The sequence below is a fragment of the Gilliamella sp. wkB112 genome, assembly GCF_001690685.1.
GTDB classification, from domain to species: Bacteria; Pseudomonadota; Gammaproteobacteria; order Enterobacterales; family Orbaceae; genus Gilliamella; species Gilliamella apicola_J.
This window is the reverse complement of sequence record NZ_LZGL01000017.1, coordinates 423298-447923: the sequence shown is the minus strand read 5'-3', so window position 1 is coordinate 447923 and position 24626 is coordinate 423298. Positions and strand designations below refer to the sequence as shown.

The 24626-nt window shown below is 36.0% G+C and carries 25 protein-coding genes; 16 read left to right on the top strand and 9 right to left on the bottom strand.

Going from position 1 to position 24626, the window contains the following annotated elements:
• Positions 1-27 precede the first annotated feature (27 nt).
• Entirely contained in the window at positions 28-540 is a 513-nt protein-coding gene (tpx, locus tag A9G12_RS08725; protein WP_065565441.1) for a thiol peroxidase, read from the bottom strand.
• A 271-nt stretch (positions 541-811) separates the two neighbouring features.
• On the opposite strand from tpx, the gene A9G12_RS08720 reads away from it, so the two are divergent.
• Positions 812-1165: a DMT family protein gene (locus A9G12_RS08720; protein ID WP_065565440.1), complete on the top strand. Its 354-nt coding sequence runs from the start codon at positions 812-814 to the stop codon at positions 1163-1165.
• A 59-nt stretch (positions 1166-1224) separates the two neighbouring features.
• Here A9G12_RS08720 and apbC read toward each other — a convergent pair whose 3' ends face one another.
• The gene (gene apbC / locus A9G12_RS08715) at positions 1225-2292 is read right to left on the bottom strand and encodes an iron-sulfur cluster carrier protein ApbC (RefSeq protein ID WP_065565439.1); all 1068 of its coding nucleotides are present in this window, start codon (positions 2290-2292) and stop codon (positions 1225-1227) included.
• A gap of 260 nt (positions 2293-2552) precedes the next feature.
• Here apbC and metG point away from each other — a divergent pair, with 260 nt between their 5' ends.
• The 4 genes from metG to A9G12_RS08700 all read left to right on the top strand — a co-directional run bounded on the left by metG (position 2553) and on the right by A9G12_RS08700 (position 8612).
• On the top strand, positions 2553-4580 hold the full coding sequence (gene metG / locus A9G12_RS08710; RefSeq protein ID WP_065565438.1) for a methionine--tRNA ligase: 2028 nt from the start codon (positions 2553-2555) through the stop codon (positions 4578-4580).
• A gap of 379 nt (positions 4581-4959) precedes the next feature.
• The gene (locus A9G12_RS08705) at positions 4960-6513 is read left to right on the top strand and encodes a hypothetical protein (RefSeq protein ID WP_065565437.1); all 1554 of its coding nucleotides are present in this window, start codon (positions 4960-4962) and stop codon (positions 6511-6513) included.
• Between the two features lie 38 nt (positions 6514-6551).
• The gene (locus A9G12_RS12220; RefSeq protein ID WP_141674132.1) at positions 6552-6803 is read left to right on the top strand and encodes a hypothetical protein; all 252 of its coding nucleotides are present in this window, start codon (positions 6552-6554) and stop codon (positions 6801-6803) included.
• Positions 6804-7298: 495 nt separating this feature from the next.
• The gene (locus A9G12_RS08700; RefSeq protein WP_065565436.1) at positions 7299-8612 is read left to right on the top strand and encodes a hypothetical protein; all 1314 of its coding nucleotides are present in this window, start codon (positions 7299-7301) and stop codon (positions 8610-8612) included.
• A 242-nt stretch (positions 8613-8854) separates the two neighbouring features.
• Here the strand turns inward: A9G12_RS08700 and A9G12_RS08695 are convergent, their stop codons facing one another.
• Positions 8855-9643, bottom strand: coding sequence for an SDR family NAD(P)-dependent oxidoreductase (locus tag A9G12_RS08695; RefSeq protein ID WP_065565435.1), 789 nt, complete (start codon positions 9641-9643; stop codon positions 8855-8857).
• Positions 9644-9959: 316 nt separating this feature from the next.
• Between A9G12_RS08695 and A9G12_RS08690 the strand changes: the two genes are divergently transcribed.
• Positions 9960-10850 (top strand): LysR family transcriptional regulator, encoded by an 891-nt coding sequence (locus A9G12_RS08690; RefSeq protein ID WP_065565434.1) that lies wholly within the window; start codon positions 9960-9962, stop codon positions 10848-10850.
• 86 nt (positions 10851-10936) lie between these two features.
• Here A9G12_RS08690 and tolC read toward each other — a convergent pair whose 3' ends face one another.
• Positions 10937-12286, bottom strand: a complete 1350-nt coding sequence (gene tolC, locus A9G12_RS08685) for an outer membrane channel protein TolC (RefSeq protein ID WP_065565433.1) — start codon at positions 12284-12286, stop codon at positions 10937-10939.
• A gap of 143 nt (positions 12287-12429) precedes the next feature.
• On the opposite strand from tolC, the gene nudF reads away from it, so the two are divergent.
• Positions 12430-13059 carry an ADP-ribose diphosphatase gene (gene nudF / locus A9G12_RS08680; RefSeq protein ID WP_065565432.1) on the top strand — a complete coding sequence of 210 codons (630 nt, stop codon included), beginning with the start codon at positions 12430-12432 and terminating at the stop codon, positions 13057-13059.
• 166 nt (positions 13060-13225) lie between these two features.
• Complete coding sequence (gene cpdA, locus A9G12_RS08675) at positions 13226-14056, top strand: 3',5'-cyclic-AMP phosphodiesterase (RefSeq protein ID WP_065565431.1); 831 nt, start codon at positions 13226-13228, stop codon at positions 14054-14056.
• 46 nt (positions 14057-14102) lie between these two features.
• Here the strand turns inward: cpdA and cls are convergent, their stop codons facing one another.
• The 5 genes from cls to fldA form a co-directional block, all read right to left on the bottom strand.
• A complete protein-coding gene (gene cls / locus A9G12_RS08670; RefSeq protein ID WP_065565612.1) occupies positions 14103-15566 on the bottom strand; it encodes a cardiolipin synthase in 1464 nt (487 codons plus the stop codon).
• 5 nt (positions 15567-15571) lie between these two features.
• Positions 15572-16033 carry an acyl-CoA thioester hydrolase YciA gene (gene yciA / locus A9G12_RS08665; protein ID WP_065565430.1) on the bottom strand — a complete coding sequence of 154 codons (462 nt, stop codon included), beginning with the start codon at positions 16031-16033 and terminating at the stop codon, positions 15572-15574.
• Between the two features lie 30 nt (positions 16034-16063).
• Positions 16064-16609: an inner membrane-spanning protein YciB gene (locus A9G12_RS08660; RefSeq protein ID WP_065565429.1), complete on the bottom strand. Its 546-nt coding sequence runs from the start codon at positions 16607-16609 to the stop codon at positions 16064-16066.
• Between the two features lie 69 nt (positions 16610-16678).
• Positions 16679-17140: a ferric iron uptake transcriptional regulator gene (gene fur / locus A9G12_RS08655; protein WP_065565428.1), complete on the bottom strand. Its 462-nt coding sequence runs from the start codon at positions 17138-17140 to the stop codon at positions 16679-16681.
• Positions 17141-17234: 94 nt separating this feature from the next.
• The gene (fldA, locus tag A9G12_RS08650) at positions 17235-17747 is read right to left on the bottom strand and encodes a flavodoxin FldA (protein WP_065565427.1); all 513 of its coding nucleotides are present in this window, start codon (positions 17745-17747) and stop codon (positions 17235-17237) included.
• 177 nt (positions 17748-17924) lie between these two features.
• Here fldA and sucC point away from each other — a divergent pair, with 177 nt between their 5' ends.
• From sucC to tolR, 8 genes are all read left to right on the top strand, one after another.
• Complete coding sequence (sucC, locus tag A9G12_RS08645; protein WP_065565426.1) at positions 17925-19097, top strand: ADP-forming succinate--CoA ligase subunit beta; 1173 nt, start codon at positions 17925-17927, stop codon at positions 19095-19097.
• A gap of 18 nt (positions 19098-19115) precedes the next feature.
• Positions 19116-19985, top strand: a complete 870-nt coding sequence (sucD, locus tag A9G12_RS08640; protein WP_065565425.1) for a succinate--CoA ligase subunit alpha — start codon at positions 19116-19118, stop codon at positions 19983-19985.
• Between the two features lie 103 nt (positions 19986-20088).
• The gene (locus A9G12_RS08635) at positions 20089-21660 is read left to right on the top strand and encodes a cytochrome ubiquinol oxidase subunit I (protein WP_065565424.1); all 1572 of its coding nucleotides are present in this window, start codon (positions 20089-20091) and stop codon (positions 21658-21660) included.
• A gap of 19 nt (positions 21661-21679) precedes the next feature.
• Positions 21680-22816, top strand: a complete 1137-nt coding sequence (gene cydB, locus A9G12_RS08630; protein ID WP_065565423.1) for a cytochrome d ubiquinol oxidase subunit II — start codon at positions 21680-21682, stop codon at positions 22814-22816.
• 9 nt (positions 22817-22825) lie between these two features.
• Positions 22826-22936: a cytochrome bd oxidase small subunit, CydX/CbdX family gene (locus A9G12_RS12650; RefSeq protein WP_141674131.1), complete on the top strand. Its 111-nt coding sequence runs from the start codon at positions 22826-22828 to the stop codon at positions 22934-22936.
• 182 nt (positions 22937-23118) lie between these two features.
• Positions 23119-23514 (top strand): tol-pal system-associated acyl-CoA thioesterase, encoded by a 396-nt coding sequence (gene ybgC / locus A9G12_RS08625; RefSeq protein ID WP_065565422.1) that lies wholly within the window; start codon positions 23119-23121, stop codon positions 23512-23514.
• Positions 23515-23523: 9 nt separating this feature from the next.
• Positions 23524-24195, top strand: coding sequence for a protein TolQ (gene tolQ, locus A9G12_RS08620; RefSeq protein ID WP_218056621.1), 672 nt, complete (start codon positions 23524-23526; stop codon positions 24193-24195).
• A gap of 2 nt (positions 24196-24197) precedes the next feature.
• Positions 24198-24617, top strand: a complete 420-nt coding sequence (gene tolR / locus A9G12_RS08615; RefSeq protein ID WP_065565420.1) for a colicin uptake protein TolR — start codon at positions 24198-24200, stop codon at positions 24615-24617.
• Positions 24618-24626: the final 9 nt, after the last annotated feature.

The following is a 24626-nucleotide window of genomic DNA, read 5'->3' as shown; positions in this document are numbered from 1 at the left end:
TAAAATTAATCTAGGTGGTAACAGCTATTAAACTAAGGTTTTGACTGCAGTGAGAACTTTGTCATAATCAGGCTCATTAGATACCTCTTTAACATACTCAAGGTAGGCAATTTTGCCTTGTTGATCGATAACAAAAACGGCGCGCGTCAGTAAACGTTTTTCTGCGATAACTACCCCGTATTTTAAACCAAAATCAAGGTCTTTGTGATCAGAGGTGACTTTAACCTCATCAATACCTTCGGCAGCACAATAACGGCGTAAAGCAAATGGCAAATCAACACTAATTGAAAAAATAATCGTATCTTTAAGGTTGGCCGCTGCAACATTAAAATGATGAACTTGGGCACTACAAACTGAAGTATCAATTGAAGGAACGGCATTAATTATCCTAACTTTACCAGTGAAGTCAGATAGTTTGACCTCGTTCATGCTAGCATCTTGAACCACAAAATCTGGAGCAAGATCGCCAACTTTCATTTTCGGTCCTAGTAAAGTAACTGGTGTTCCGCGCATAGTGACTTCGTTTACTCTCTTTTGCATAATCATCTCCTAAATGTTGTGATAAGTGTGGTTACCTAAAGTGTTGTTGCTAGCAATACATTGAAGATAGGTGGGAATAAGTTATGATTTACTATAAAACTAGAATAGCTTGACTACAATAGCTTAAGCGAATAAACAGAGGTAATTTAACCGATTAATAAAATAGATAATTACTTCTTTCTTATAACTAAATTACCGAGTTGTGCTAGTGTAACTTTAATAAACACAGGTATATAATAGCCAAATCTTTTTTGTCTCTTTCATCATAATCATGAATCAACTTCTCATCACTGTTTGTTTACTTACCTTTAGTAATATTTTTATGACCTTTGCTTGGTATGGTCACCTACGGTTTTTACATAATCAAGTTTGGATTGTGGCGGTGTTTATTAGTTGGGGAATTGCCTTATTCGAATATTTGTTACAAGTACCAGCCAACCGCATCGGCTTTCAAGTTGCCAGTGCCGGGCAATTGAAAATTATTCAAGAAGTGATCAGTTTATCGGTATTTATTCCATTTTCGATGTTTATTCTTAAAGAACCTTTCAAAACAGATTACATTTGGGCTGGTTTATGTTTACTTGGCGCGGTGTTTTTTATGTTTAAGGATAAAATTATCAGTTAACCGATGGTATGGTTTTCCGCTATTGCAGCCGTTAGTTGATACAGCGGAAAACCTATATTTTATAATGCCTTAAACGAAATATCTGGTAAAATCGCTTCACCTTGCCAATACAGTTCACTGGCAATACGGACAGCAATTTGGCAATAAATTTTAGTAAATTCACTATCAGGGTGACTAATAACTGTGGGGTTACCAGTGTCCAAATCTTGGCGTAACATTGTATGCAGTGGAATTTGCCCCAGTAGCGTGGTATGGTATTGCTTGGCTAAACGTTCGGCACCACCTTCGCCAAAAATCGCTTCATGGTGACCACAATTTTCACAAATATGGTAGCTCATGTTTTCGACAATACCTAAGGTTGGAATATTCACCTTAGTGAACATGGTGATCCCTTTTTTGGCATCAATCAAAGCAATATCTTGTGGGGTAGTCACAATTACCGCAGCAGTCACAGGAGTGTTTTGGGCTAAGGTTAATTGGATGTCGCCGGTACCTGGTGGCATATCAATAACCAAATAATCTAACTCTGGCCACAGCGTATCATGTAAAATCTGCAATAGTGCCTTACTGGCCATTGGCCCACGCCACACCATGGCACCATCAGAATCAACCAAATAACCAATGGAATTACTGGCAAGGCCATGAGCCATAATTGGGGCCATATGTTTATTATCGGGTGACAAAGGTTGCTGTTTTTCGGTACCAAGCATAGTTGGGATTGACGGACCATAAATATCAGCATCTAAAATTCCCACTTTGGCGCCTTGTAGTTGTAAAGCTAACGCCAAGTTAACTGCCGTTGATGATTTACCAACTCCACCTTTGCCGGAACTTATCGCAATAATATTTTTGATATTATTGATAGCTGGTTGACTGTTGGCACGCTTTAAAGTGGCAATATTATATTTGATCTTCCACTTCACACCGTCAACGCCATCTAGTTTAAGTAAAGATGGTGTTACTGCTTGTTGTAATTCTACAAATGCCGTTTGCCAAGCAAATGGCATTTCCAAAGTAATTAACAATTGTTTATTCACACATTCACATTGCTTTACTGCACCAAGTTCAATCAAGTTTTTATTTAGGGTAGGGTGAGTAAATTGTTCAAGAATCGTTTTTGCTTCCATGGGAATAAGCCTTATTTCTCTAGATAAAGATGTTTATACTCATATAATTGTAAGTTAGTAACTTGTTAACATTGGTCTCTAAAGGCAAAAAAAAGCTAAAACTAAAAAGCATCGCCTTATAGCCTAAAATTCATGTTATTTAACTTTCAGATCAGTGGAGCATGTAAACAATTTTAAGTAAATTATGGCATAAATCTAGCGATAATCCCACGATTGATGTACTATTTCTGCCATTATGTAAAAAAAGGTAATAAATCAACATGACAACTCAACGCAAAATACTGGTTACTTGTGCGCTTCCTTATGCTAATGGATCAATTCACTTAGGCCATATGCTTGAACATATTCAAGCCGATGTTTGGGTGCGTTTCCAGCGAATGCGTGGTAATGAAATCTATTTTATTTGTGCCGATGATGCTCATGGCACCCCAATTATGCTCAAAGCTCAGCAATTGGGTGTTACACCGGAACAGATGATTGATGCGGTAAAAGCTGAACATCAACATGATTTTGCTGGCTTTAATATTAGTTTTGATAATTACCATTCTACTCATAGTCCGGAAAATAGGGAAATCTCCGAGCAGATTTATAAACGCTTAAAAGCTAATGGTTACATTAAGACTAAAGTGATTTCGCAACTGTTTGATCCGGAAAAACAAATGTTCTTACCGGATCGATTTGTAAAAGGTACTTGCCCGCGTTGTAAAGCGCCGGATCAATATGGTGATAACTGTGAAGTGTGTGGTGCCACCTATAACCCAATTGACTTGATTAATCCGCAGTCAGTTGTTTCGGGTGCAACCCCTGTTATGAAAGATTCAGAGCATTTCTTTTTTGATCTGCCGGCTTTTTCCGATATGTTACAACAGTGGATACGTTCGGGCACTTTACAAGAACAAGTAGCTAACAAAATGCAAGAATGGTTTGCTGCTGGCTTGCAGCCGTGGGATATTAGCCGCGATGCCCCGTATTTTGGCTTTGAAATTCCTGATGCACCAGGTAAATATTTCTATGTATGGTTAGATGCGCCAATCGGATATATGGGCTCGTTCTTGAATTATTGTAATAAAAATAATAAAGCGATTTTTGATGAATTCTGGAATAAAAACTCGCAAACTGAACTGTATCATTTTATTGGTAAAGATATTGTTTACTTCCATAGCCTATTTTGGCCTGCCATGTTAGAAGGGAGTGACCATCGCAAACCATCGAATATTTTTGTGCATGGTTATGTTACCGTTGATGGCGCTAAAATGTCTAAATCGCGCGGTACCTTTATTCAAGCCAGTACTTATTTAAAACACTTAGATCCTGATTGCCTGCGCTATTATTATGCCGCTAAATTATCACCACATATTGATGATATCGATTTAAATCTGGAAGACTTTGTGCAACGCGTGAATAGTGATTTAGTTAATAAAGTAGTCAATATAGCTTCGCGTTCGGCTGGTTTTATTAATAAACGTTTTGACGGCAAACTGTCAGCACAAGTATCTGAACCAGAATTATATGCGCAGTTTGTGGAAAAAGCACAAATTATTGCCGATTATTTTGAACAACGCGAATCCAGTAAAGCTATACGTGAAATTATGGCACTAGCCGACGAAGCTAATCGTTATATTGATGAAAAAGCACCTTGGGTAGTCGCTAAACAAGAAGGTCAAGATCAGGTGTTACAGGATATTTGCTCCATGGGGATCCACTTATTCCGTATTTTAATGACTTACTTAAAACCGATTGTGCCTTCGCTAGCGACTCGCACTGAGGAATTTTTAAATAGCAAATTAGAGTGGCATACTATTAATAACGCCTTAACAAATCATACTATTAATCGCTTTAAAGCCTTATTTAACCGTATCGATATGGACAAAATCACCGCTATGATTGAAGACTCAAAACAACAAGCCGCGTCAGCCGCACCTGCGACAGCAAAAATGGCTGAACCGATTGCCGAAACCATCAATTTTGATGATTTTGCGAAAATTGATTTGCGCGTAGCACTCATAAAAAATGCTACCTTAGTTGAAGGTTCTGATAAGTTATTACAGTTGACCTTAGATATTGGTGATGAAACCCGCAATGTATTTTCGGGGATTAAACAATACTACCCAGATCCACAAGTATTGATTGGGCGATTAACCGTGATGATTGCTAACTTAGCCCCTAGAAAAATGCGCTTTGGTGTTTCCGAAGGCATGGTGTTAGCTGCCAGTGGTAAAGATGATAGTGACGGCATTTATCTATTATCTCCCGATAATGGTGCTAAACCCGGCATGCGAATAGCCTAAATTGCCCGTAAATTATACCAATTTACATCTTGACCAGTGGTTAGACTTGTCAAGATGTTTCCTGATAGATATACGTTTTCGTATAAAATCAGTTAAAACTTAATTGTGTCCGTTTCAATAGATATTAGTATACCTTTAGGTTACTATCACCGAATTAGACCGATTTCGTAATTGTGTGAAATATAATTATTAGGTTACTATAACTAAGTGTTAATTTGCTTTACTTTACAATAGCTAACAAATTGTTTGATTAAAACTGTAGTTAAATTTTTTCCTTGTTGTTATAATTTTAAGATTGGAAATGAGTTTAGATTAGCACATAAGGGATTAGCAATAAAAATCAAAATAAAATATAAAGTTAATCGGTATAAAGGAAGCAATGTGTTACAATAATAGTCGACAGATTTATTCTATAAATCTTAATAAGAACAACTTCGTTAAGTTATTATACTCAAGGATTTTTTTAACGCTTAACTATCCAGCTTTATCGCGGTTATCACAACTAAATTACTTACTTTCAAAATGCTTATCGAAATTACCGTTAGGGTTAATTGGTGTATTATTACCCTATTCAGTAAATACCCAAGCGTTATCAGCTACTACGGTACAGGTAATTAATGGTAGTGAGCCTTATTTAACCTTTGATGGCGGTGTAACTAAAGCGAATGATACTAATAGTCTATTGGGTATTACCCTATCTGACGGTACTGTCATTACTCCAGAAAACAATACTTCGGCTACTACGCCAATAGAGTTACCCAATACAAGTGAAACGCTGGCCGATGTGCAGATGTTGGTACCAACCACTGCTGATTCAATCACCTTAAACGAACTAATTGGTGCACCTAATAATTATTGGGGTGATGATGATGGTGATGGTCTGGGTGCTAATGGAATCACCGTTAGCGGTAGTTTAAGTGTCAGTATTACTGATAATATGAACAATAAAGTTAGTCGTAGTGCTACCTTAGATATATGTCAAGCGCCTTATAAAGTGGAATTAACTAGTACTAATGGTAGTTTAACCACTCAGTATGGAGTACCCAATAGTAGTAACTTCGGTGGTAGTAGTGCAATCTATTATATTAATCCCAAAGCAGCACCTACAATTTGTTATGCCAGGCCGAATCTTAACTGGGGCACCAGCAGCTACGCCGGCCCCGCCTCTATCTGGAACCCCACTAAAGGCTTCCTAGTGCAATCCACAGAATCATCAAGTTACAATCGTAATTTCCCGACTACCGGGGCTAATAATCTGCATTTTGATTTACTTGTGGGAGGTATTGATCCTACGGCATTGACTTGGCCAACGGTCACTCAGGGTGGTATTACTGCCACTATGTCGTTAAAAACGCCTGTAGATGGTGATTTTAACTCTGATGGTGCCTCCTCTGTCCGAGTTACCCTCACCGGTCCAGTAGCAACGGCGTCGCAAATCGAATCCAATTCACCGGGTGAAGTTAGTATACCAAGCTTACCACAGCAATTCGAGTTAGTGGGTTATGATAGTAATCATAAAACAGTATTAAAATATGGATTTGTATTAAAGCAGTGGTTTGTTAATAGTGGCGATAAAAAAAATACTCTTACCAACCAAATTGCTTGGTGTGCAAATATAGGTTATCACATGGCACAGGTAAAAGATTTAACCAACGCCGTGTGTGGAGGCATGCATACATGTATAGGTGCAGTAGGTGCCACTCCGTCATCAAATACTAGGTTTTACCAGCGTAATATCGGTGCTGGTTTTTTTACTGAATGGGGCAAGATGGACGATTATACCGGTGCCAACTTCTTCAGCACCGACTACTACTGGACAGGTGATAGCATCGGTCCTTATAAGTTATCCGTCAATACTGATGGTACCATTTTTGGTGGACGCGTCAGAGAGAATAGTACTAGTGCCATCTATGGCGTTTGCACCTATCCTTAGTTCTTGGTCCTCGGTCGTTGGTTTTTAATCTTTAGATCATGGGAAATAAATTAGAAGCAATTAAGGTTAAGCAACAAATGGACAGTTGCTGCGGCAGGGAAAACCCGAGCCGACGGAGTTGGCGAGTAAAGGGCGGCTGTTATCTTAAAGATAACTATTTACGACCGCCAACACCACGCCAAACCAATGCCAGCAATCTGGCTGGCATTTTGTACTTGTCAAGATGTTTCCAAACTGCTATACGTTTATGTATAAAATCAGCTAAGGCATTAGTAATGCTATTTCAATAACAATGAATATTCACCTACCTAACCATCCCCTAATCTGAAAGCGCTTAAACTATTGTGAAATATTATTATTAAATCACTATAATTAAGGGGCAATATTTGTCTATCTTTACAATTCTTTACAAATCTTTAGATTAAAATAGTAGTTAAATTTTTTTCATACTATTATAATTTCAATACTAAAAAATGGATTTGGCTTAATTTATAAGCTATCGAACATAGAAATGCTAGATAAAACAGTAAATTAGTTGACAGGAAGTGAGTCATGCAGTATAATTTCAGACACCAGACACCAGACACCAGCGCTGGCAAACCTATGTTTTAAAAACTCTTAATAACTACTTATTTAAATTAACTCAAAGTTCAATATATTTATCTAAATTCTCTTTAACCTTAATTCCTTTATTATTATTTTATTCGGTAAATACCCAAGCGTTATCAGCCACTACGACAAAGGAAATTAATGGTAGTGAGCCTTATTTAACGTTCGATAATGGGGTGACTAAAGCAACTGATACCAATAGTTTATTAGGTATTACTATTTCTGACGGTACTACTCAAACCACTTATACGCCAGAGAATAATACTTCAACCACGGACAACCCCATAGTTCTTCCAGTGGAAAACCAAAGCTTTGCCGATATTGGTATGTCGGTACCACCCACTACTAATTCAATTACCTTAAACGAACTAATTGGTGCACCTAATAATTATTGGGGTGATGATGATGGTGATGGTCAGGGTGTTAATGGTGTCACCGCAACTGGTAGTTTAAGTGTTACTATTACCGATAAAAATGGTCAATCAGTTAGTCGTGATACTGTATTAAGCCTTTGTGATAAAGCACCTTATAAAGTGGAATTAACCAGTACATCTGGTAGTTTAACCACCCAGTATGGGCTGCCTAGTAGCACTAATTTTAGCGGTGGTACTGCCATTTATTATATCAGTCCTAAAGAAGCGCCTAAAATCTGCTACGCGGCGCCGAATCTGGCTATGGGCGAAAATACAGGGTTTATACCAGGATGGTACTTCGCCGGCCCTACCACTATCTGGAACCCAGATAAAGGCTTTCTGACGCAATCAAATACGCCATCATCTTATGGTCTTAATTTCCCCACTACCGGAATTAACAGGGCGCATTTTGATTTACAGATAGATGGTATTGATGCTTCAAAATTAACTTGGCCAGCAGTTACTCGGGATGGTATTACTGCTACTATGACACCAACAGATAATAAGTCAAATACTATCCGCGTCACTCTTACTGGCCCGGCGGTAACAGCGGAGCAAACAAATTTAGATTCACCTGGTGCACTTAGAGCTCCAATTTTACCGCAGACTTTCGAGTTAGTGGGGTATAATAGTAGTAATGTAGCAATAGTAAAATATGGCTTTGTATTAAAGAAGTGGTTCGTCATGCGCACCGGACTTTTAAGAGGTGATTCTGCTAAATATTATGATACCTATCCTAAGATGTTATCATGGTGTACGGGTTTAGGCAGCGGTTATCGTCTAACACAGGTAAAAGACTTAACTAACTCAGTATGTTCGGGAGCTGGCTCAACTAATTCTTTGTGTCAAGGTGCTATTGGTGCCACACCGTCGTCAAGTGGTAATCATTACCAGCGTAATATTGATGCTGGTTTGTTAGCAGAATGGGGCAACTTGAGTCCTATAGTTGTCACTAACTACGGTAGTTGGGCAAGTGATGGTAGTGGTCCTGACCGGTTTATTGTTGATGGCTTGCACGGCAACGTTCATAGCAGGTCTCCCGACCTGGATAGCGCAGGGTATTGCGTCTATCCTTAGTCTTAATCCTTAAGTCGCAGGCAGTTAATCAGGAGCAATTAAAGCTAAGCAGTAAGATGATAGTTGTAGTGGCAGTAGCAACCCGAGCTGACCTCGTTGGCAAGCAAAAGGCGGCTGTTATCTTAAAGATAACTATTTATGACCGCCAACACCACGCCAAACCAATGCCAGCAATCAGTGCTGGCATTTTTATTTCTGTTAAGATGTTTCCAAATTGCTATATGTTTGTGTATAAACAAGTATTAACTTTTTTGGTTTTGTTTAGGATCTCCGGAATATGGGAAGATGCTATCCTTTAACGAAAATGAAAAATCTTTAGTATTAATTTCGCCAATAGTTTTGTCACTATCGTATAAGGCTAGCAAAAATTCCGCCATTTGGTCAGCAGTGTGGTACTTAGCGAAACTCTTATCATAGTCATATTCAGTCGTGTTATTGGCTTTTTGACCAAATTCAGTTTGGGTTGCTGCAGGAGCCAGTACTTTGGCGGTTAATTGTGCTTGGCTTTGTTTTAATTCTTGTGCAAGCCCTTCGGTAAAGGCATTAACATAGAATTTAGTTGCACAATAGGTAACCGCATTCGGAACAATGGTGTAGCCACCGCGTGATGAAATGTTAATAATTTGAGTACCAGCTTGGTTTTGATACTTATGCACATAGAGAGTTGAAAAAATTGTTAACGCTTCAATATTTAAATGCAACATGGTTTCAATTTTATTTAAGTCTTGATCTCCAACACTGCCATAGTGCCCAAAGCCGGCATTATTAATCCAAGTTTCAATAAAATATTGGTCTAGTTGTTGAAAAAGTGCATGTACATTCTCTGGTTTTGATAAATCACATACCTTAATTACCACTTCTAATTGGGGATTAATAGCGGCAATTTTTTGTTTTAATTGGTCTAATTGATCTTGTCGTCTGGCGATTACAATTAGATGTTTGTTGCGTTTAGCAAAGGCAAGGGCGGTTGCATAGCCTATTCCTGAACTAGCGCCAGTTATGACGGTATATTTTTTATCTGTTTGTTGCATGTTTATTTACCTTTCATTAGAGTTTTTATAAATGAATATTAATTATTGTTGTTTAATTCTGTAATAACTTATTTATTGCATGAGTTTTCTATTAACTGTAACCGATTAAATGGGAAGCAATAAGCTGGTTTAGTTCGTGTAAGTTGCTGAATATGCTTGGTAACCAGCCTGCATAAATACAGTCGCAGATCCAATTATGGCAATTTTTTATATTGAATTGCTTTCTATTGCTGATAAGTATAGTGTATTATCTTTGTAAATTAAAAGATAATAAATATAGTTATAATTGATTTATTAACAACTGAGAGTTATTAATATGGATTTATTTAGATGTATGGAAGCATTTGTATTAACGGTAAAAACAGGTTCATTTGCTACTTCGTCGATTTCGTTAAATACCTCCCCACAAATGGTGGCTAAATATATAGCCTTTTTAGAAAATCATTTAGGCTTAAAATTACTTAATCGTACCACGCGTTCACAAATGCTAACTGAATTTGGTAAGCAATATTATGATCGTTGTTTAGTTATTCTTGGCGAAGTGAAGAAGACCAAAACATTGGCACAACAGTTTAGTGAAGAGCCGAAAGGTAAAATTAGGATTAGTGCACCAGTGAGTTTTGGCCGATTTACTTTAATCCCTTTAATTAGTCATTTTATGAAAAGCTATCCGCAAATTAATGTGGATGTGCAACTTAGTGATCGTTATGTCGATTTGGTTAAAGAGGAGTTTGATATTGCGTTTCGGGTTGGTGAATTGAATGATTCGGGTTTAATCGCTCGAAAACTTAGCCCTTATCAACCTATTTTTGCAGCTTCGCCTAGTTATTTGGCTGAGCATGGTATTCCCTCTACACCCAATGACCTTAAGGATCATCAATGTTTAATTTATCAATATGTTAATATTAATGGTAATGATAATATTTGGCCGTTTACCATCAATGGTAAATTAGTCCATATTCCTATTACTGGGGCATTTAAGAGTAATGATACTTCCGTATTAGCTATGGCAGCCGTTGAGGGTATAGGCATTGCTATGCTGTCCGAATTTATGCTTACCGACCTAATCAAACAAAATAAATTACTGCCAATTTTACAAAGTTATTTGCCACCAGCTAAAAAAATGCATTTACTTTATACGGCCGATGCCCAAAGGTTACCTAAGTTGAGTTTGTTTATTGATTTTGTGCTGAGTTCGGAATTTTAAAAATTAATGTTCTAATTAAGAGTGCCAATCATAAACCATAAAAAAAGGCGATTTAATCGCCTTTTTATTTTAATTAAATGAATTAGTTATTTTATAGTAACAATAGTACTAACTTCTTTACCTAACATATTATTTAGGAAGACTAAATCATCAGCAGTTAAGGTCCCAACGGAATATTTTAACTGTAATAAACTAGTCAAATAAGTGTATTTGGCATCAGATAGATTTCTTTTCGCACTATATAATTGGGTTGTAGCATTTAATACATCAACTATTGTTCGGGTACCAACTTGATAACCTGATGAAGTAGCTTCTAATGAACTCTGTGCAGAAACTACCGCTTGTTGATAAGCTTTTATAGCGCTAATTGATGACGAAATATTGTTATAAGATGAACGTACTTGATTTACCACGCTGCGGTTAGTACTTTCAACCTTTTCGCTAAAACTTACGAAATTATGTTGTGCTTGTTCAACTTTAGATACGGTTGCGCCACCAGAGAAAATTGGCATATTTACACTGACACCAATTTTATTGTTGCCGGAAAAGGTTTTGCCGTTACGTTGCCCACCAGCCATGGAATAATTGCCATAGTTGTCATTTTTATTCAGATTAGTAGATGCATCCAGATTGGCTGTTGGCATATGCCCTGCTTGGGCTAGTTTAATTTGCTCACGCGCAATATCCTGATTTAATCTCATGGTTAATAGATTCAGGTTTGAAGATTGTGATTGTTTTAATAGTGTACTAATTTCTTTTGGTGATTCAGTTTTAAAAGTATTAGTATTAATGCTTGCCAGGGTAGAATAAAAGCGACCACTAACTTGACGTAAATCTTCAATAGCGTTATTTAGGTCATTTAAGGCATTAACTTGTTGCGCCACAGTAAGGTCATAATTAGCTTGCGCATTTTGCACATCGGTAATCGCCACTAAACCAACTTGATGCTGTTGACGAGTTTGTTCTAACTGACGATAAATTGCTTTTTTTTGCGCATCAATAAAACTTAGTGCATCCAGTGCTTTAAGTACATTAAAGTAAGCTACTGAGGTATTTAAGATTAATGTTTGCCCTTGATATTGGTAACTCATATCAGAAATACTGGCTTGTTTTTTGGTTATGTCTAAGGCTTTCCAGTTAGAATAATCAAAAATGCTTTGGGAAAAAGTGACTTGATACAAATTGCCACTTTTATTTTTTTGTCCACTAGTGTCTCGGCGCCCGTGCGCTACACCATAAGAAGCACTTAAGCCCACTTGAGGTAATAAACTTGCTCTAGAGCCGGAAATTGCAGAATAGGCTTTTTCTTTTTCGGCTAATGAGCTGCGTAGATCTGGGTTAGTTTCTTTTGCTTGTTCATAGACTTGAACCAAATTCTCAGCAAAAACAGATTGGCTCAAAACTAAGCCAATTAAAAAGGTTAAAGTTTTTTTCATTAATCTTCTCTTTAAAAAACGATAAAACATATTATTAGGAAATTCAATTGCATAATTTTAACAGATAATTAGTATATATGAAGCATACTTTGTATACTATCCGCACTTTTTATTAAAATTTCACCTAATAATCGAGAGTCTGTATGAAAATTAAAAATAGTCCGGTACATTTTGACAAAAATGATGTATTTAATTTAACCAAGAAAAGTTTATATAAAGGTTTTTTCTCGTTGCTTGAATACCGTTTTCAATATCGTAAATTTGATGGTTCCAAGAGTGATTTTGTCACCCGAGAAATTTTGGAACGAGGGCATGCGGTAGTTTTATTAGCTTATGATGTAAAACGCGATCAAGTGGTTTTAATTGAACAAATTCGTATTGCAGCAATTGAAACCCAAGAAAGCCCTTGGATTTTGGAATTAATAGCTGGAATGATGGATCATGACAATGAATCAATTGAAGATGTTGCCAGACGTGAGGCACTTGAAGAAGCTGGCGTAACCGTTGGTCGTTGCCAACCAATTATTAGTTATTTGGCTTCACCAGGTGGTTTGACAGAAAAATTGCATATTTTAGTTGGTGAGGTTGATTCTTCGACAGCTAAAGGTGTGCATGGACTGGCGGAAGAAAATGAAGATATTAAAGTTCATGTGGTTAGCCGAGAACAAGCTTATCAATGGGTTGAAAATGGAGTACTCAATAATGCAGCTTCTATTATTGCCTTGCAATGGTTACAACTTAACTATATGTCATTAAAAAAACAATGGTTATAGAATTTTAGTAACCCAATTAAATTATTTATTTCATAAAAATGTGATTTACTTTACACTTTAATATAACTTTAGGATTTATAATAAAAATAATCAAAAATATTCCATTATTATTGTTGGTGTTGTTATTAACAATAATTATATTATTAATTTTTAAATGAGGTGAATTTTGGAGTCACTTTTACAGTTGCCCATTCAGAATGAAAATTGCGGGAAAATACTGCATATTACTGATTCTCATCTTTTTGCTGCTGATAGTGACTCATTATTGGGTGTTAACTCAAATGCTAGTTTTTTAGCTGTTATTGATGAAATTAAGCTCCAAAATCGCCATTATGATTTAATTGTGGCAACGGGCGATTTTGTACAAGATGGTTCCAAACAAGCTTATCAACGGTTTGCTAAGGAAATAACAAAATTTCCTGTTCCTTGTGTGTGGCTTGCTGGTAATCATGATAATTACTCCTATATGCAAGAGGTTTTTAATGATTATCAATTAGCCGCAAATAAAGTGGTTTTATTAGGCGATAAATGGCTTATTGTGTTATTAAATAGCCAAGTCGTTGGTCAAGCCTATGGGGTTTTACCTGAGTCTGAGCTCACATTTTTACAAAATACTTTAACAAGTAATCCAGATAGATCCGCAATGGTGTTTTTACACCATCATCCAATTTCATCAAGTTGTCATTGGTTAGATCAGCATATTCTTAAAAATAGTACCGATTTAGAAAAAATTATTCAAAACAATCCTAAAATAAAAGGATTAGGTTGGGGGCACATTCATCAACAACAAGAGCAAATATGGCATAATTGTAAAGCATTTTCTACGCCTTCTACGTGTGTGCAATTTAAACCAGGATGTTATAATTTTCAGGTATCTGATCAAGATGCTCCAGGTTGGAGAGAAATTAGTTTAAATAAAGATGGTACACTTAATTCGCAAGTTTACCGAATCAGTAATAATCAATTTTTGCCAGATTTGTCTAAAAATGGTTATTAAAATTAATAATCAAATATGGCATTGCTTAATATCATCACGACTATTACTATAAAAGTGGCGCGAAGAAGTAAAATAGTCTTTCAACTACATATTGCCAAATTGGGCGTTTATTCCATTTCTCAATATTAACTTTATCGGAATTGGCTAAGTAAGTTTTTAAAAGTGCGGCTAGTGATTTAGCAAATTCAGCATCATCGACTACCGTAGTAATTTCAAAATTTAACCATAAGCTGCGCATATCTAAATTGACGGTGCCAACCAAGCTAAGTTGATTATCAATTAACACACTTTTGGTATGTAATAAATTATCATTAAATTGGTAAAGTTTCACTCCACCATCTAATAATTCGGCAAAGAAAGCTCGGCTCGCCCATTTGACCATTAAAGAGTCATTCTTCTTCGGAACAATAATAATAACTTCTACTCCGCGTTGGGCGGCAGTGCAAACTGCATGCAAAATGTCATCAGTAGGGACTAAATAAGGTGTGGTAAAAATAATTTGTTCTTGGGCTGCATAGATTGCCGTTAACAGCACCTGATGGATCATATTTTCTGTATAACCCGGTCCTGAAGCAATGAGTTGCATAATGTGTTTTTTTTCTTCTGGTTGTTCGGCAAAATCGGTAATTTTTGGTAAGGCTAGATAATCACCAGTTTCAAGCTGCCAATCACTGGCATAAATGGCACCCATTAGTGTTGTCACTGGTCCACTCATTCTTACCATAATATCAACCCATTCACCCACATGTTTATTTTGTTTAAAGTAGCGTGGATCGACAATATTCATACTGCCAGTGTAAGATATATAATTATCAATAATAGCCACTTTACGATGTTGCCGCAGATCGAGTCGCCTAAACATGAAGCGAAATAAGTTTACTTTTAATACTTCGATAACAGTTATACCGGCATCCCGCATTCTTTTGCTGGCATTGGATCTGATAAAATGCCGACTACCAGCCGAATCAAGCATTAAGCGACAAGTTACTCCGCGTTTACTGGCTTGAATTAGGGCTTCTTCAACATCATTAGCCCTGCCACCTTCATTCCATATATAAAATACCATTTCAATATTAGTAGTGGCGTGATTGATGTCTTCGATTAGACTGTCAAATATGGCGTCAGTGTTACTAAGTAGATCAATATGGTTACCTTTAATGCCATCAAGTCCAGTTTGGTGCTTGCACAGCTTGAAAATAGGGTCACTTACTTGACTAACTTTAGTGGTAAATATATCAGGGAATATACTCAATTTATTAATAAATTGAGTAATCGCTGGGCGCATTTTTTGGATGCGTTTAGCTCGTTGCTGACCTAAATGAGCTTCCCCTAATGCAAAATAAAGAATTACACCAAGCAGTGGCAGAATATAAATAACCAGCATCCAAGCAATAACGTAAGTTGTTGGTCGACGTTTAAAGACAATGCGTAATGTGGTAGCAACAATGATCAACCAATAGCTGAGAAATATTAATGAACTAATTAATGCATGGAATGAAGTAAATTGCATATTCATTAATTATTACTTAGATTTAATTTACTGATAGGATCTCTATTACAATCATAGTGCTGGAATAATTCAGGCAATGGTTTAGGATTATTATGTTTATCAACAGCAACATAAGTAAATGTTGCATCAGTTATACAGAATCGTTGGCAGGTATCGTCAGTATCAGTTATCTTTTTAATCCAAACTTCTATTCCTATCGTAATAGATGTGGTGCCAGTTTTAATACAATGCGCATAACAACACACAACATCACCTACCATAGCTGGTTTGTGGAAGGTAATACTACTAGCGTTTACAGTAACCACTCTTTTTTTTGCTATTTCTTTAGCTAATATACCACCAGCAAGATCCATTTGTGACATAATCCAACCGCCGAAAATATGTCCATGTGGATTGGTATCGGCAGGCATAGCCAGTGTTCTTAATACTAATTGCCCTTTAGGGGAGGAAATTGAGTCTTGTTTCATAGTTAAAATACTCCGCCTTATATCATTATATTAGTTGCTCTCACTAGCACTTTTATTCATGTTTTTATAAATATAAATTCCTGATATTAAAGATAATAATAATGAGGCACCAGGTAAAATAAAAACTTTGAATTTCCAGAAAAAATCGTCTGAAGTGTAGTAAGTAGCGGCTAAACTAATTATGCCACAGAACATAAAGAAGCTGATCCATAATAAATTTAGTTTATTCCAAATGATTGCCTTTAGTTGGATTTCTTTACCGAACATGGTTTGCAGTAGGTTTTTTTTGAACATAAATTGACTAACTAACAATGCCGTCGCAAAAAGGAAGTTAATAATGGTAACTTTCCATTTAAATATAATAGGTTCACGGGTATAGAGAGTAAATCCCCCAAATACAATAATCATAAGATAGGAGATTAATTCTATTTTATCTATTTTACGGTAGATGATTAGCAGGATAATAAATGAAACAGTGGCGCTGATCATTAATGCTTGCACACCAACAAAAATATCATAAATAGTGAGAAAAACAAAAAAGAAGATAAGTGGAATAAAATTCAAAAGTTGTTTCATTAATTATTAACCTAATAAATCTAAAACTTATTGATTTTTTCAATAAGTAAAAAGCCTATAGAAATAGGCTTATTTTTTGTTGGTATGTAGTTCCGGATGCTCTTTACAATTACCTGCATGACAATGACCATAGAGATACAGGCTATGATAAGTTAATTTAACACCATATTGCTCGGCAATTTCTTTTTGCCTACGATTGATGATGTCATCACGAAATTCAAAAACCTCACCACAATCTAAACAAATTAAATGGTCATGATGTTTTTGGGTAGCAAGTTCAAAAACTGATTTACCACCTTCAAAATTATGACGAGTAACAATTCCCGCATCATCAAATTGATTTAAAACGCGATAGACAGTAGCTAACCCAATTTCTTCACCCATATCCAGTAATTTTTTGTAAAGATCTTCTACAGAAATATGTTGACATGAAGGGTCACGTAATAATTCTAAAATTTTCAATCGCGGTAACGTAACCTTCAAACCAGCACTTTTCAATGCTGCATTATTATCACTATCATGATTTGTCATATTACATCCCAATTTGCTTAGTTTACGTTTCTAATTATTAGTTTATACATTATAGAAACTATATGAGGAAAATAAAAGAAATCATTTCAATAGATTAAATATTCATTTCACCAATAACTTGTTTTACCCAATTATTAATACGTTCTTGGGACAATTCTGGTTGGCGATCTTCATCAATGGCCAAGCCAACAAAATGAGTATCGTCAACTAGACTTTTTGATGCTTCAAAATGATATCCTTCGGTTGACCAATTGCCGACGATCTTAGCTCCTTTAGGTTGAATAATATCGCGTAAAGTTCCCATCGCATCACAAAAATACTCGGCGTAATCTTCTTGGTCACCACAACCAAAGATGGCTACAGTTTTACCATTAAAGTCGATTTGTTCTAGATTTGGAAAGAAGTCGTCCCAGTCACATTGAGATTCACCATAATACCAAGTTGGTATACCGAAAAGCAGATATTGATATTGTTCAATCTGTTCTTTAGTGCTTTTAGCTATATCATAAAGTTCGGCTTTATCATTACCCAAAATATTTTGGATTTGCTTAGCTACATTTTCTGTATTACCTGTGTCACTACCAAAAAAGATGCCAACTTGTGCCATATTAGTTCCTTTACTATTGTTACCTTATCAAAATAATATTTGAGTATATCATTGTCACTTATTATCAGCAATAATTCTCAATTACATGAAACATGATATATTATTTACTACACAATTTATTTATCTTGCATTAGAATTGTGCCAGTTTTTAATCAACATAAGTTGTGGAATTTCTTTATGAACCTGCATGAATATCAATCTAAAAACCTGTTTAAAACATATGATTTACCAGTTCCGGAAGGCTATGTTTGTAATTCAATTGATGAAATACAAGATGTCTTAGCTGAGTTATCTTCCCAGACCTATCTAGGTAAATGGGTAGCAAAATGCCAAGTTCATGCTGGCGGTAGAGGTAAAGCGGGTGGTGTAATTTGTACTAAAGATCTCAACGAAGTAAAGCTTTTTGCTGAAAAGTGGTTTGGTCAAAATTTAGTGACTTATCAAACTACAGCAGTAGGGCAACCGGTGAATAAAATCTTAATTGAAAAAGCTTCCAATATTCATAAAGAGTTGTATTTAGGTGCGGTTGTTGATCGCAGTAGTAAGCGAGTGGTGGTTATGGTGTCCACGGAAGGCGGTATGGAAATTGAAACTGTTGCTGAAAGGTCACCTCATTTAATTCATAAGATAGCCTTAGATCCATTAACTGGTCCTTGTGCATACCAAGGACGTGAATTGGCTTTTAAATTAGGTTTAACCGGTAAACTAATCAATCAATTTGCAAAATTGTTTGTTAATTTTTCCAACCTTTTTTTAAAGAATGATGTTTCATTGGCGGAAGTCAATCCATTGGTTATTACTGATAAAGAAGAACTTATTTGTTTAGATGCAAAGATTGTTTTAGACGATAATGCATTATTTAGGCATCCTAAGTTAAATATCTTACGCGATACTACTCAAGAAGATGAACGTGAATCTATTGCCGCTAAACAAGGAATAAGTTATGTATCTTTAGGCGGTAATATTGGTTGTATGGTTAATGGTGCCGGTTTAGCAATGGCAACCATGGATATAATTAAACTGTATGGCGGTAACCCAGCTAACTTTTTAGATGTAGGTGGAGGTACCACTAAAGAGCGAGTTTGTGAGGCGTTTAAATTAATTTTATCGGATAAAAATGTTAAAGCAATTTTAGTTAATATTTTTGGTGGTATTGTCCGTTGTGATCTTATCGCCGAAGGTATAATTACCGCGATTAAAGAGATTGGTATGACTGTTCCTGTTGTTGTTCGCCTGGAAGGGAATAATGCCGAGTTAGCACGAAAAATTTTAGCTGAAAGTAAATTAAATGTGATTAGTGCCGAAAGTTTAACTGGTGCAGCACAACAAATTGTTGCGTTAGCACTCTAATTTAGGAAAAGATTTATTATGTCGATATTAGTTAATAAAGAAACTAAAGTTATTTGCCAAGGTTTTACAGGTAGCCAAGGGACTTTCCATTCTGAACAAGCACTTGCATATGGCACCAAATTAGTTGGTGGTGTAACACCGGGTAAAGGTGGTACTACTCATTTAGGTTTACCAGTATTTAATACAGTTAAAGAAGCTGTTGAGGCTACTAAAGCCACAGCTAGTGTTATTTATGTACCGGCCGCATTTGGTAAAGATTCTATACTAGAAGCCATTGCAGCAGGCATTAAATTGATAGTTTGTATAACTGAAGGCATTCCAACTTTGGATATGCTAATTGTTAAAGAAAAATTGAAACAGAACGATGTAATAATGATTGGGCCTAACTGCCCGGGTATTATTGTACCAAATGAATGTAAGATTGGTATTATGCCGGGACATATCCATTTACCGGGTAAAATAGGCATAATTTCACGATCTGGTACTTTAACTTATGAGGCAGTGAAGCAAACAACAGATATTGGGCTTGGTCAATCGGTGTGCGTAGGTATTGGTGGCGATCCTATTCCGGGTAGTGATTTTATTACTATTTTAGAGTTGTTAGAAAAAGATCCCAAAACTGAAGCTATTGTAATGATCGGTGAAATTGGTGGTACTGCCGAGGAAGAGGCGGCAGCTTATATTAAACAACATGTTACTAAACCGGTTATTGGCTATATAGCCGGAGTATCAGCTCCTGCAGGTAAACGCATGGGGCATGCAGGTGCAATTATATCGGGTAGCAAAGGCACTGCCGAAGAAAAAACTAAAGTATTGCAATCAGCGGGTATAATTGTAGTTGATAGCCTTGCTGATATAGGAGATGTTGTAAAAAAACAATTTAATTGATATTTTTTTGACATATGTCAACTTTTAATATTGATTTATTAGTGTAGAATAACAAATAATAACGTTAAAAATTTTGTGGGCATTTAGGGATTAGGGAGCAAGTATGTTAGATTTAGTAGAACTATCAAGACTCCAATTTGCGCTTACTGCAATGTATCACTTCATTTTTGTGCCATTAACGCTAGGTTTAGCGTTTATGTTAGCCATTATGGAAACAGTATATGTTGTGAGTGGTAAGCAAGTTTGGAAAGATATGACTAAGTTCTGGGGCAAACTGTTTGGTATTAACTTCGCAGTTGGTGTCGCCACAGGTTTAACCATGGAGTTTCAATTCGGAACAAACTGGTCTTATTATTCACATTATGTAGGTGATATTTTTGGTGCGCCACTAGCTATTGAAGGTTTGATGGCATTTTTCCTGGAATCGACCATGGTAGGTTTATTCTTCTTTGGTTGGGATAGGCTGAGTCGAGGTAAACATTTACTGGTTACTTGGTGTGTGGCGTTTGGTTCTAATCTATCGGCACTTTGGATTTTGGTTGCCAATGGTTGGATGCAATTCCCGGTTGGTTCCGATTTCAATCCGATTAACTCTCGTATGGAAATGGCAAGCTTTTTTGACTTGATCACCAATACGGTTGCTCAATATAAGTTTGTACACACTGTTGCTGCTGGTTATTTAACTGGTGCTATTTTTATTTTAAGTATTAGTTCTTTTTATTTGCTTAAAAAACGTGATGTCGCATTTGCTAAACGTTCTTTTGCCGTGGCAGCTACGTTTGGTTTTGTGATGTCAATCGTAGTAGCAGTTATGGGGGATGAAGCTGGCCACGAAATGACAACAGTGCAACCAACTAAACTTGCAGCAATTGAAGCTGAATGGGAAACTCACCCCGCACCAGCACCTTTTAATGTTATAGCATTTCCATCACAAAAAAATAAAGAAAATTTATTTGCAATAGAGATTCCTTATGTAATGGGAATAATAGCTACTCGCTCATTGGATACACCAGTGACTGGTTTAAAAGATATTTTGACCGATAATGAAACAAGAATTCGTAATGGGATTTTAGCGTATTCCAATTTACAAAAAATCCAAAAAGGTGAACAAGATCCTGAAGTAATCAAAGCTTTTGAAGCCAATAAAGCCGATTTAGGTTATGGCTACTTGGTCAAACGATTTACTGACCGTGATAATGTTACCATACCCCAAGCTACTGAAGCACATATTAAAGCGGCGGCAGAAGATTCAATTCCTGCGGTTTGGCCACTATTTTGGGCGTTTAGAATAATGGTTGGTCTAGGTGGTTTAATGATTCTAGGTACTGGGATTGCTTTATGGACGACTTATAAGAATAAAATTGGTCAAAAACGTTGGTTATATCGTTTGTTAGTTTTATTCCTACCATTCCCATGGCTGGCATGTGAAAGTGGTTGGTTTGTTGCTGAATATGGCCGTCAACCTTGGGCAATTCAGGATATTTTGCCAACAGGTATAGCGAATTCATCTTTAACTGCAGGTGAAGTATTATTTACCATGATTCTTATATGTGGACTGTATACGTTATTCTTAATTGCTGAAATGTTCTTAATGTTCAAGTTTGCACGTTTAGGACCAAGTTCATTGGGTACAGGCAACTATCATTATGAAAAAACTCAACCGGTAACAGAATAGGACATTGGGAGTATATACAATGATTGATTACGAAATTGTACGCGTTATCTGGTGGATATTGATTAGTGTTGTTTTAATCGCTTTTGTTGTCACAGATGGCTTTGATATGGGCGTGGGGATTTTATTACCACTTATTGGGAAAACAGATACTGAACGTCGGATTATGATTAATGCGATTGCGCCTCATTGGGATGGTAATCAGGTTTGGTTAATAACAGGTGGCGCAGGTATTTTTGCAGCTTGGCCAATGGCATATGCAACCTCATTTTCAGGTTTTTATATTGCTATGATTTTAGTGTTATGTGCCTTGTTTTTTAGACCGATCGGTTTTGATTATCGTAGTAAACTTGAAAATTCCAAATGGCGTAATTTGTGGGATGCAGGGATTTTTCTAGGTAGTTTTGTACCAGCGTTAGTTTTTGGTGTGGCTTTTGGTAATTTATTAGAAGGGGTTCCATTCAGGTTTGATAACTCTTATCGGGTGTTTTACGATGGCAACTTTTTTGGTTTACTTAATCCGTTCGCCATATTGGTTGGAGTTGTTAGCTTAATGTTATTTGTTGCTCATGGTGGTGCATGGTTACAGATGAAAACCTCTGGCGAACTCTATTTAAGGGCTAGAAAAGCAACACAACTTGCTAATTTAATTATGATAGTGGCTTTTGTATTAGCAGGCGTTTGGGTAACTTTTGGTCTTCATGGCTATGAAGTAACTAGTGTTATTGATTATAATGGCACCTCAAACCCACTAAGTAAAACCGTGTCTACAGATGTTTCATGGTTAACTAATTATATGAATTATCCTATTTTATGGATTGTACCTATTTTGGGTATTGTATTACCACTATTAACAATTATTTGTTCTGGGCTAAATAAAAATGGATTGGTGTTTATTTTATCAAGCTTGACCATTGCTTGTGTGTTATTTACTTATGGCATTGCAACCTTCCCATTCATTCTGCCATCAAGCATTATGCCTAATGCTAGTTTAACTATATGGGATGCTTCATCTAGCCAATTAACACTTAATATTATGTTTGGTGTAGTTGTCATATTTTTACCAATTGTTCTATTTTATACAATTTGGTCTTATATTAAAATGTTTGGACGACTTGATAAAAATCATATTGAAAACAATAAGCATTCACTTTATTAAGGAATAATTATGTACTATATTTTATGGTTTGTTGGTGTTCTTGCAGTATGTATGCTTGCCGTCGTTACCGGACTATGGGTTGAACACACCAACGGTGATCAAGAATCTAAGAATAAATAAGTAATAAATAAAATATATAATCTAAAAGGTGGCGAGGGTCACCTTTTTAATTTTGATTAATATTAAATTAATAAAAATTATAAATGATAATTGTTTTCATTTAACTATTTTTATATCATAGTGCAGCAAATTTTATATTCAGATATAATGACGCATTCATTTTATCGAGTAGAAATTTTAATATGAAAGAATTCAATTGGGATACAAGGGTTTATTATGAAGATACCGATGCCGGAGGTGTGGTGTATCATGCTAGATACCTTGCTTTTTATGAACGAGCTAGAACAGAAATTTTAAGGCAAATTGATATAAGTCAACAAAAGTTATTGCAAGAAGGTATTGCTTTTGTTGTTAAAAAGATGGATATTAGCTACCTCTTTCCTGCTCGTTTAGATGACATGCTCAATATTAGCAGTAGTGTTGAACAAATTCGTAAAGCATCTATTATTTTTAAGCAGTCAATATTTAATCAAAATAAGCAGCTGATTAGTACTGCTAATGTAATTATTGCTTGTGTTGATATAAAAAAAATGAAGCCATGTGCGCTTCCAGATTTATTAGTTTTGGAGTTTATATAAGTGGAAAATCTGAATATTATTGATCTATTTTTACATGCAGGTTTGTTAGTACAAGGTGTTATGTTATTGTTGCTTAGCTTTTCTGTAATGTCTTGGGCTATCATATTTCAACGAAGTAAAATTCTTGGACAAGCTAAAAAACAAATTGAACAATTTGATAATAGCTTTTGGGCGGCAGATGAATTGAATGCTTTGTTTGATAAAGCTAGATTTAATAAAGATGAAATTACTGGTACTGAACATATTTTTTATTCAGGTTTTAAAGAGTTTACTCGCTTATATCAAATTAATCCTAATATGCCTGAAGCAGCATTAGATGGAGCGTCTCGTTCAATGCGCTTAGCAATGAATCGTGAATTAGACAATTTAGAATTGCACATTCCATTTTTAGGTACTGTTGGTTCAATCAGTCCATATATTGGTTTATTTGGTACTGTTTGGGGAATTATGCATGCATTTATTTCTCTTGGAGCGGTGAAACAAGCAACGTTACAAATGGTTGCACCAGGTATTGCCGAAGCATTAATTGCCACAGCAATCGGTTTGTTTGCTGCAATTCCGGCGGTGTTGGCATTTAATCGTTTATCATTAAAAGTTAGTCGTATAGAGCAAAACTATTTTAATTTTATTGATGAGTTTTCTGCTATTTTGCAACGTCAAGCTGTTGCTGTTAGGAAATAATTATGAGTAAGCGTTCACGTTATTCAACCAAATCTGAAATCAATATAGTTCCTTTATTGGATGTGCTATTAGTGCTAGTGCTTATTTTTATGGCAACAGCACCAATTATAAGTCAGAGCGTTGAAGTAGATCTTCCGGAAGCTACAGAATCAAAAACAGTTTCTCCTTCAGAGAATAAACCAATAATCATTGAAGTATCCGATGTTGGTGTATATGCATTGATTATTGATCAAGATCGTCAATCCAATTTACCACAAGAACAAATTGTTGCTGAAGTTAAGCAACAAATGTCACTTAATGAGAAGGCTGTTTTTTTAGTTGGCGGAGCTAAAAATGTTCCTTATGAAGAAATTATAAAGGCGTTAAATTTATTGCAATCTGCCGGAGTTAAATCTGTTGGTTTGATGACGCAACCGATTTAAATAATCATA

Coding starts and splice junctions, on each gene's coding strand:
- tpx (WP_065565441.1), bottom strand. CDS start 540: ATGCAAAAGAGAGTAAACGAAGTCACTATGCGCGGAACACCAGTTACT.
- A9G12_RS08720 (WP_065565440.1), top strand. CDS start 812: ATGAATCAACTTCTCATCACTGTTTGTTTACTTACCTTTAGTAATATT.
- apbC (WP_065565439.1), bottom strand. CDS start 2,292: ATGGAAGCAAAAACGATTCTTGAACAATTTACTCACCCTACCCTAAAT.
- metG (WP_065565438.1), top strand. CDS start 2,553: ATGACAACTCAACGCAAAATACTGGTTACTTGTGCGCTTCCTTATGCT.
- A9G12_RS08705 (WP_065565437.1), top strand. CDS start 4,960: ATGTGTTACAATAATAGTCGACAGATTTATTCTATAAATCTTAATAAG.
- A9G12_RS12220 (WP_141674132.1), top strand. CDS start 6,552: ATGGGAAATAAATTAGAAGCAATTAAGGTTAAGCAACAAATGGACAGT.
- A9G12_RS08695 (WP_065565435.1), bottom strand. CDS start 9,643: ATGCAACAAACAGATAAAAAATATACCGTCATAACTGGCGCTAGTTCA.
- A9G12_RS08690 (WP_065565434.1), top strand. CDS start 9,960: ATGGATTTATTTAGATGTATGGAAGCATTTGTATTAACGGTAAAAACA.
- tolC (WP_065565433.1), bottom strand. CDS start 12,286: ATGAAAAAAACTTTAACCTTTTTAATTGGCTTAGTTTTGAGCCAATCT.
- nudF (WP_065565432.1), top strand. CDS start 12,430: ATGAAAATTAAAAATAGTCCGGTACATTTTGACAAAAATGATGTATTT.
- cls (WP_065565612.1), bottom strand. CDS start 15,566: ATGCAATTTACTTCATTCCATGCATTAATTAGTTCATTAATATTTCTC.
- yciA (WP_065565430.1), bottom strand. CDS start 16,033: ATGAAACAAGACTCAATTTCCTCCCCTAAAGGGCAATTAGTATTAAGA.
- A9G12_RS08660 (WP_065565429.1), bottom strand. CDS start 16,609: ATGAAACAACTTTTGAATTTTATTCCACTTATCTTCTTTTTTGTTTTT.
- fur (WP_065565428.1), bottom strand. CDS start 17,140: ATGACAAATCATGATAGTGATAATAATGCAGCATTGAAAAGTGCTGGT.
- fldA (WP_065565427.1), bottom strand. CDS start 17,747: ATGGCACAAGTTGGCATCTTTTTTGGTAGTGACACAGGTAATACAGAA.
- sucC (WP_065565426.1), top strand. CDS start 17,925: ATGAACCTGCATGAATATCAATCTAAAAACCTGTTTAAAACATATGAT.
- sucD (WP_065565425.1), top strand. CDS start 19,116: ATGTCGATATTAGTTAATAAAGAAACTAAAGTTATTTGCCAAGGTTTT.
- A9G12_RS08635 (WP_065565424.1), top strand. CDS start 20,089: ATGTTAGATTTAGTAGAACTATCAAGACTCCAATTTGCGCTTACTGCA.
- cydB (WP_065565423.1), top strand. CDS start 21,680: ATGATTGATTACGAAATTGTACGCGTTATCTGGTGGATATTGATTAGT.
- A9G12_RS12650 (WP_141674131.1), top strand. CDS start 22,826: ATGTACTATATTTTATGGTTTGTTGGTGTTCTTGCAGTATGTATGCTT.
- ybgC (WP_065565422.1), top strand. CDS start 23,119: ATGAAAGAATTCAATTGGGATACAAGGGTTTATTATGAAGATACCGAT.
- tolR (WP_065565420.1), top strand. CDS start 24,198: ATGAGTAAGCGTTCACGTTATTCAACCAAATCTGAAATCAATATAGTT.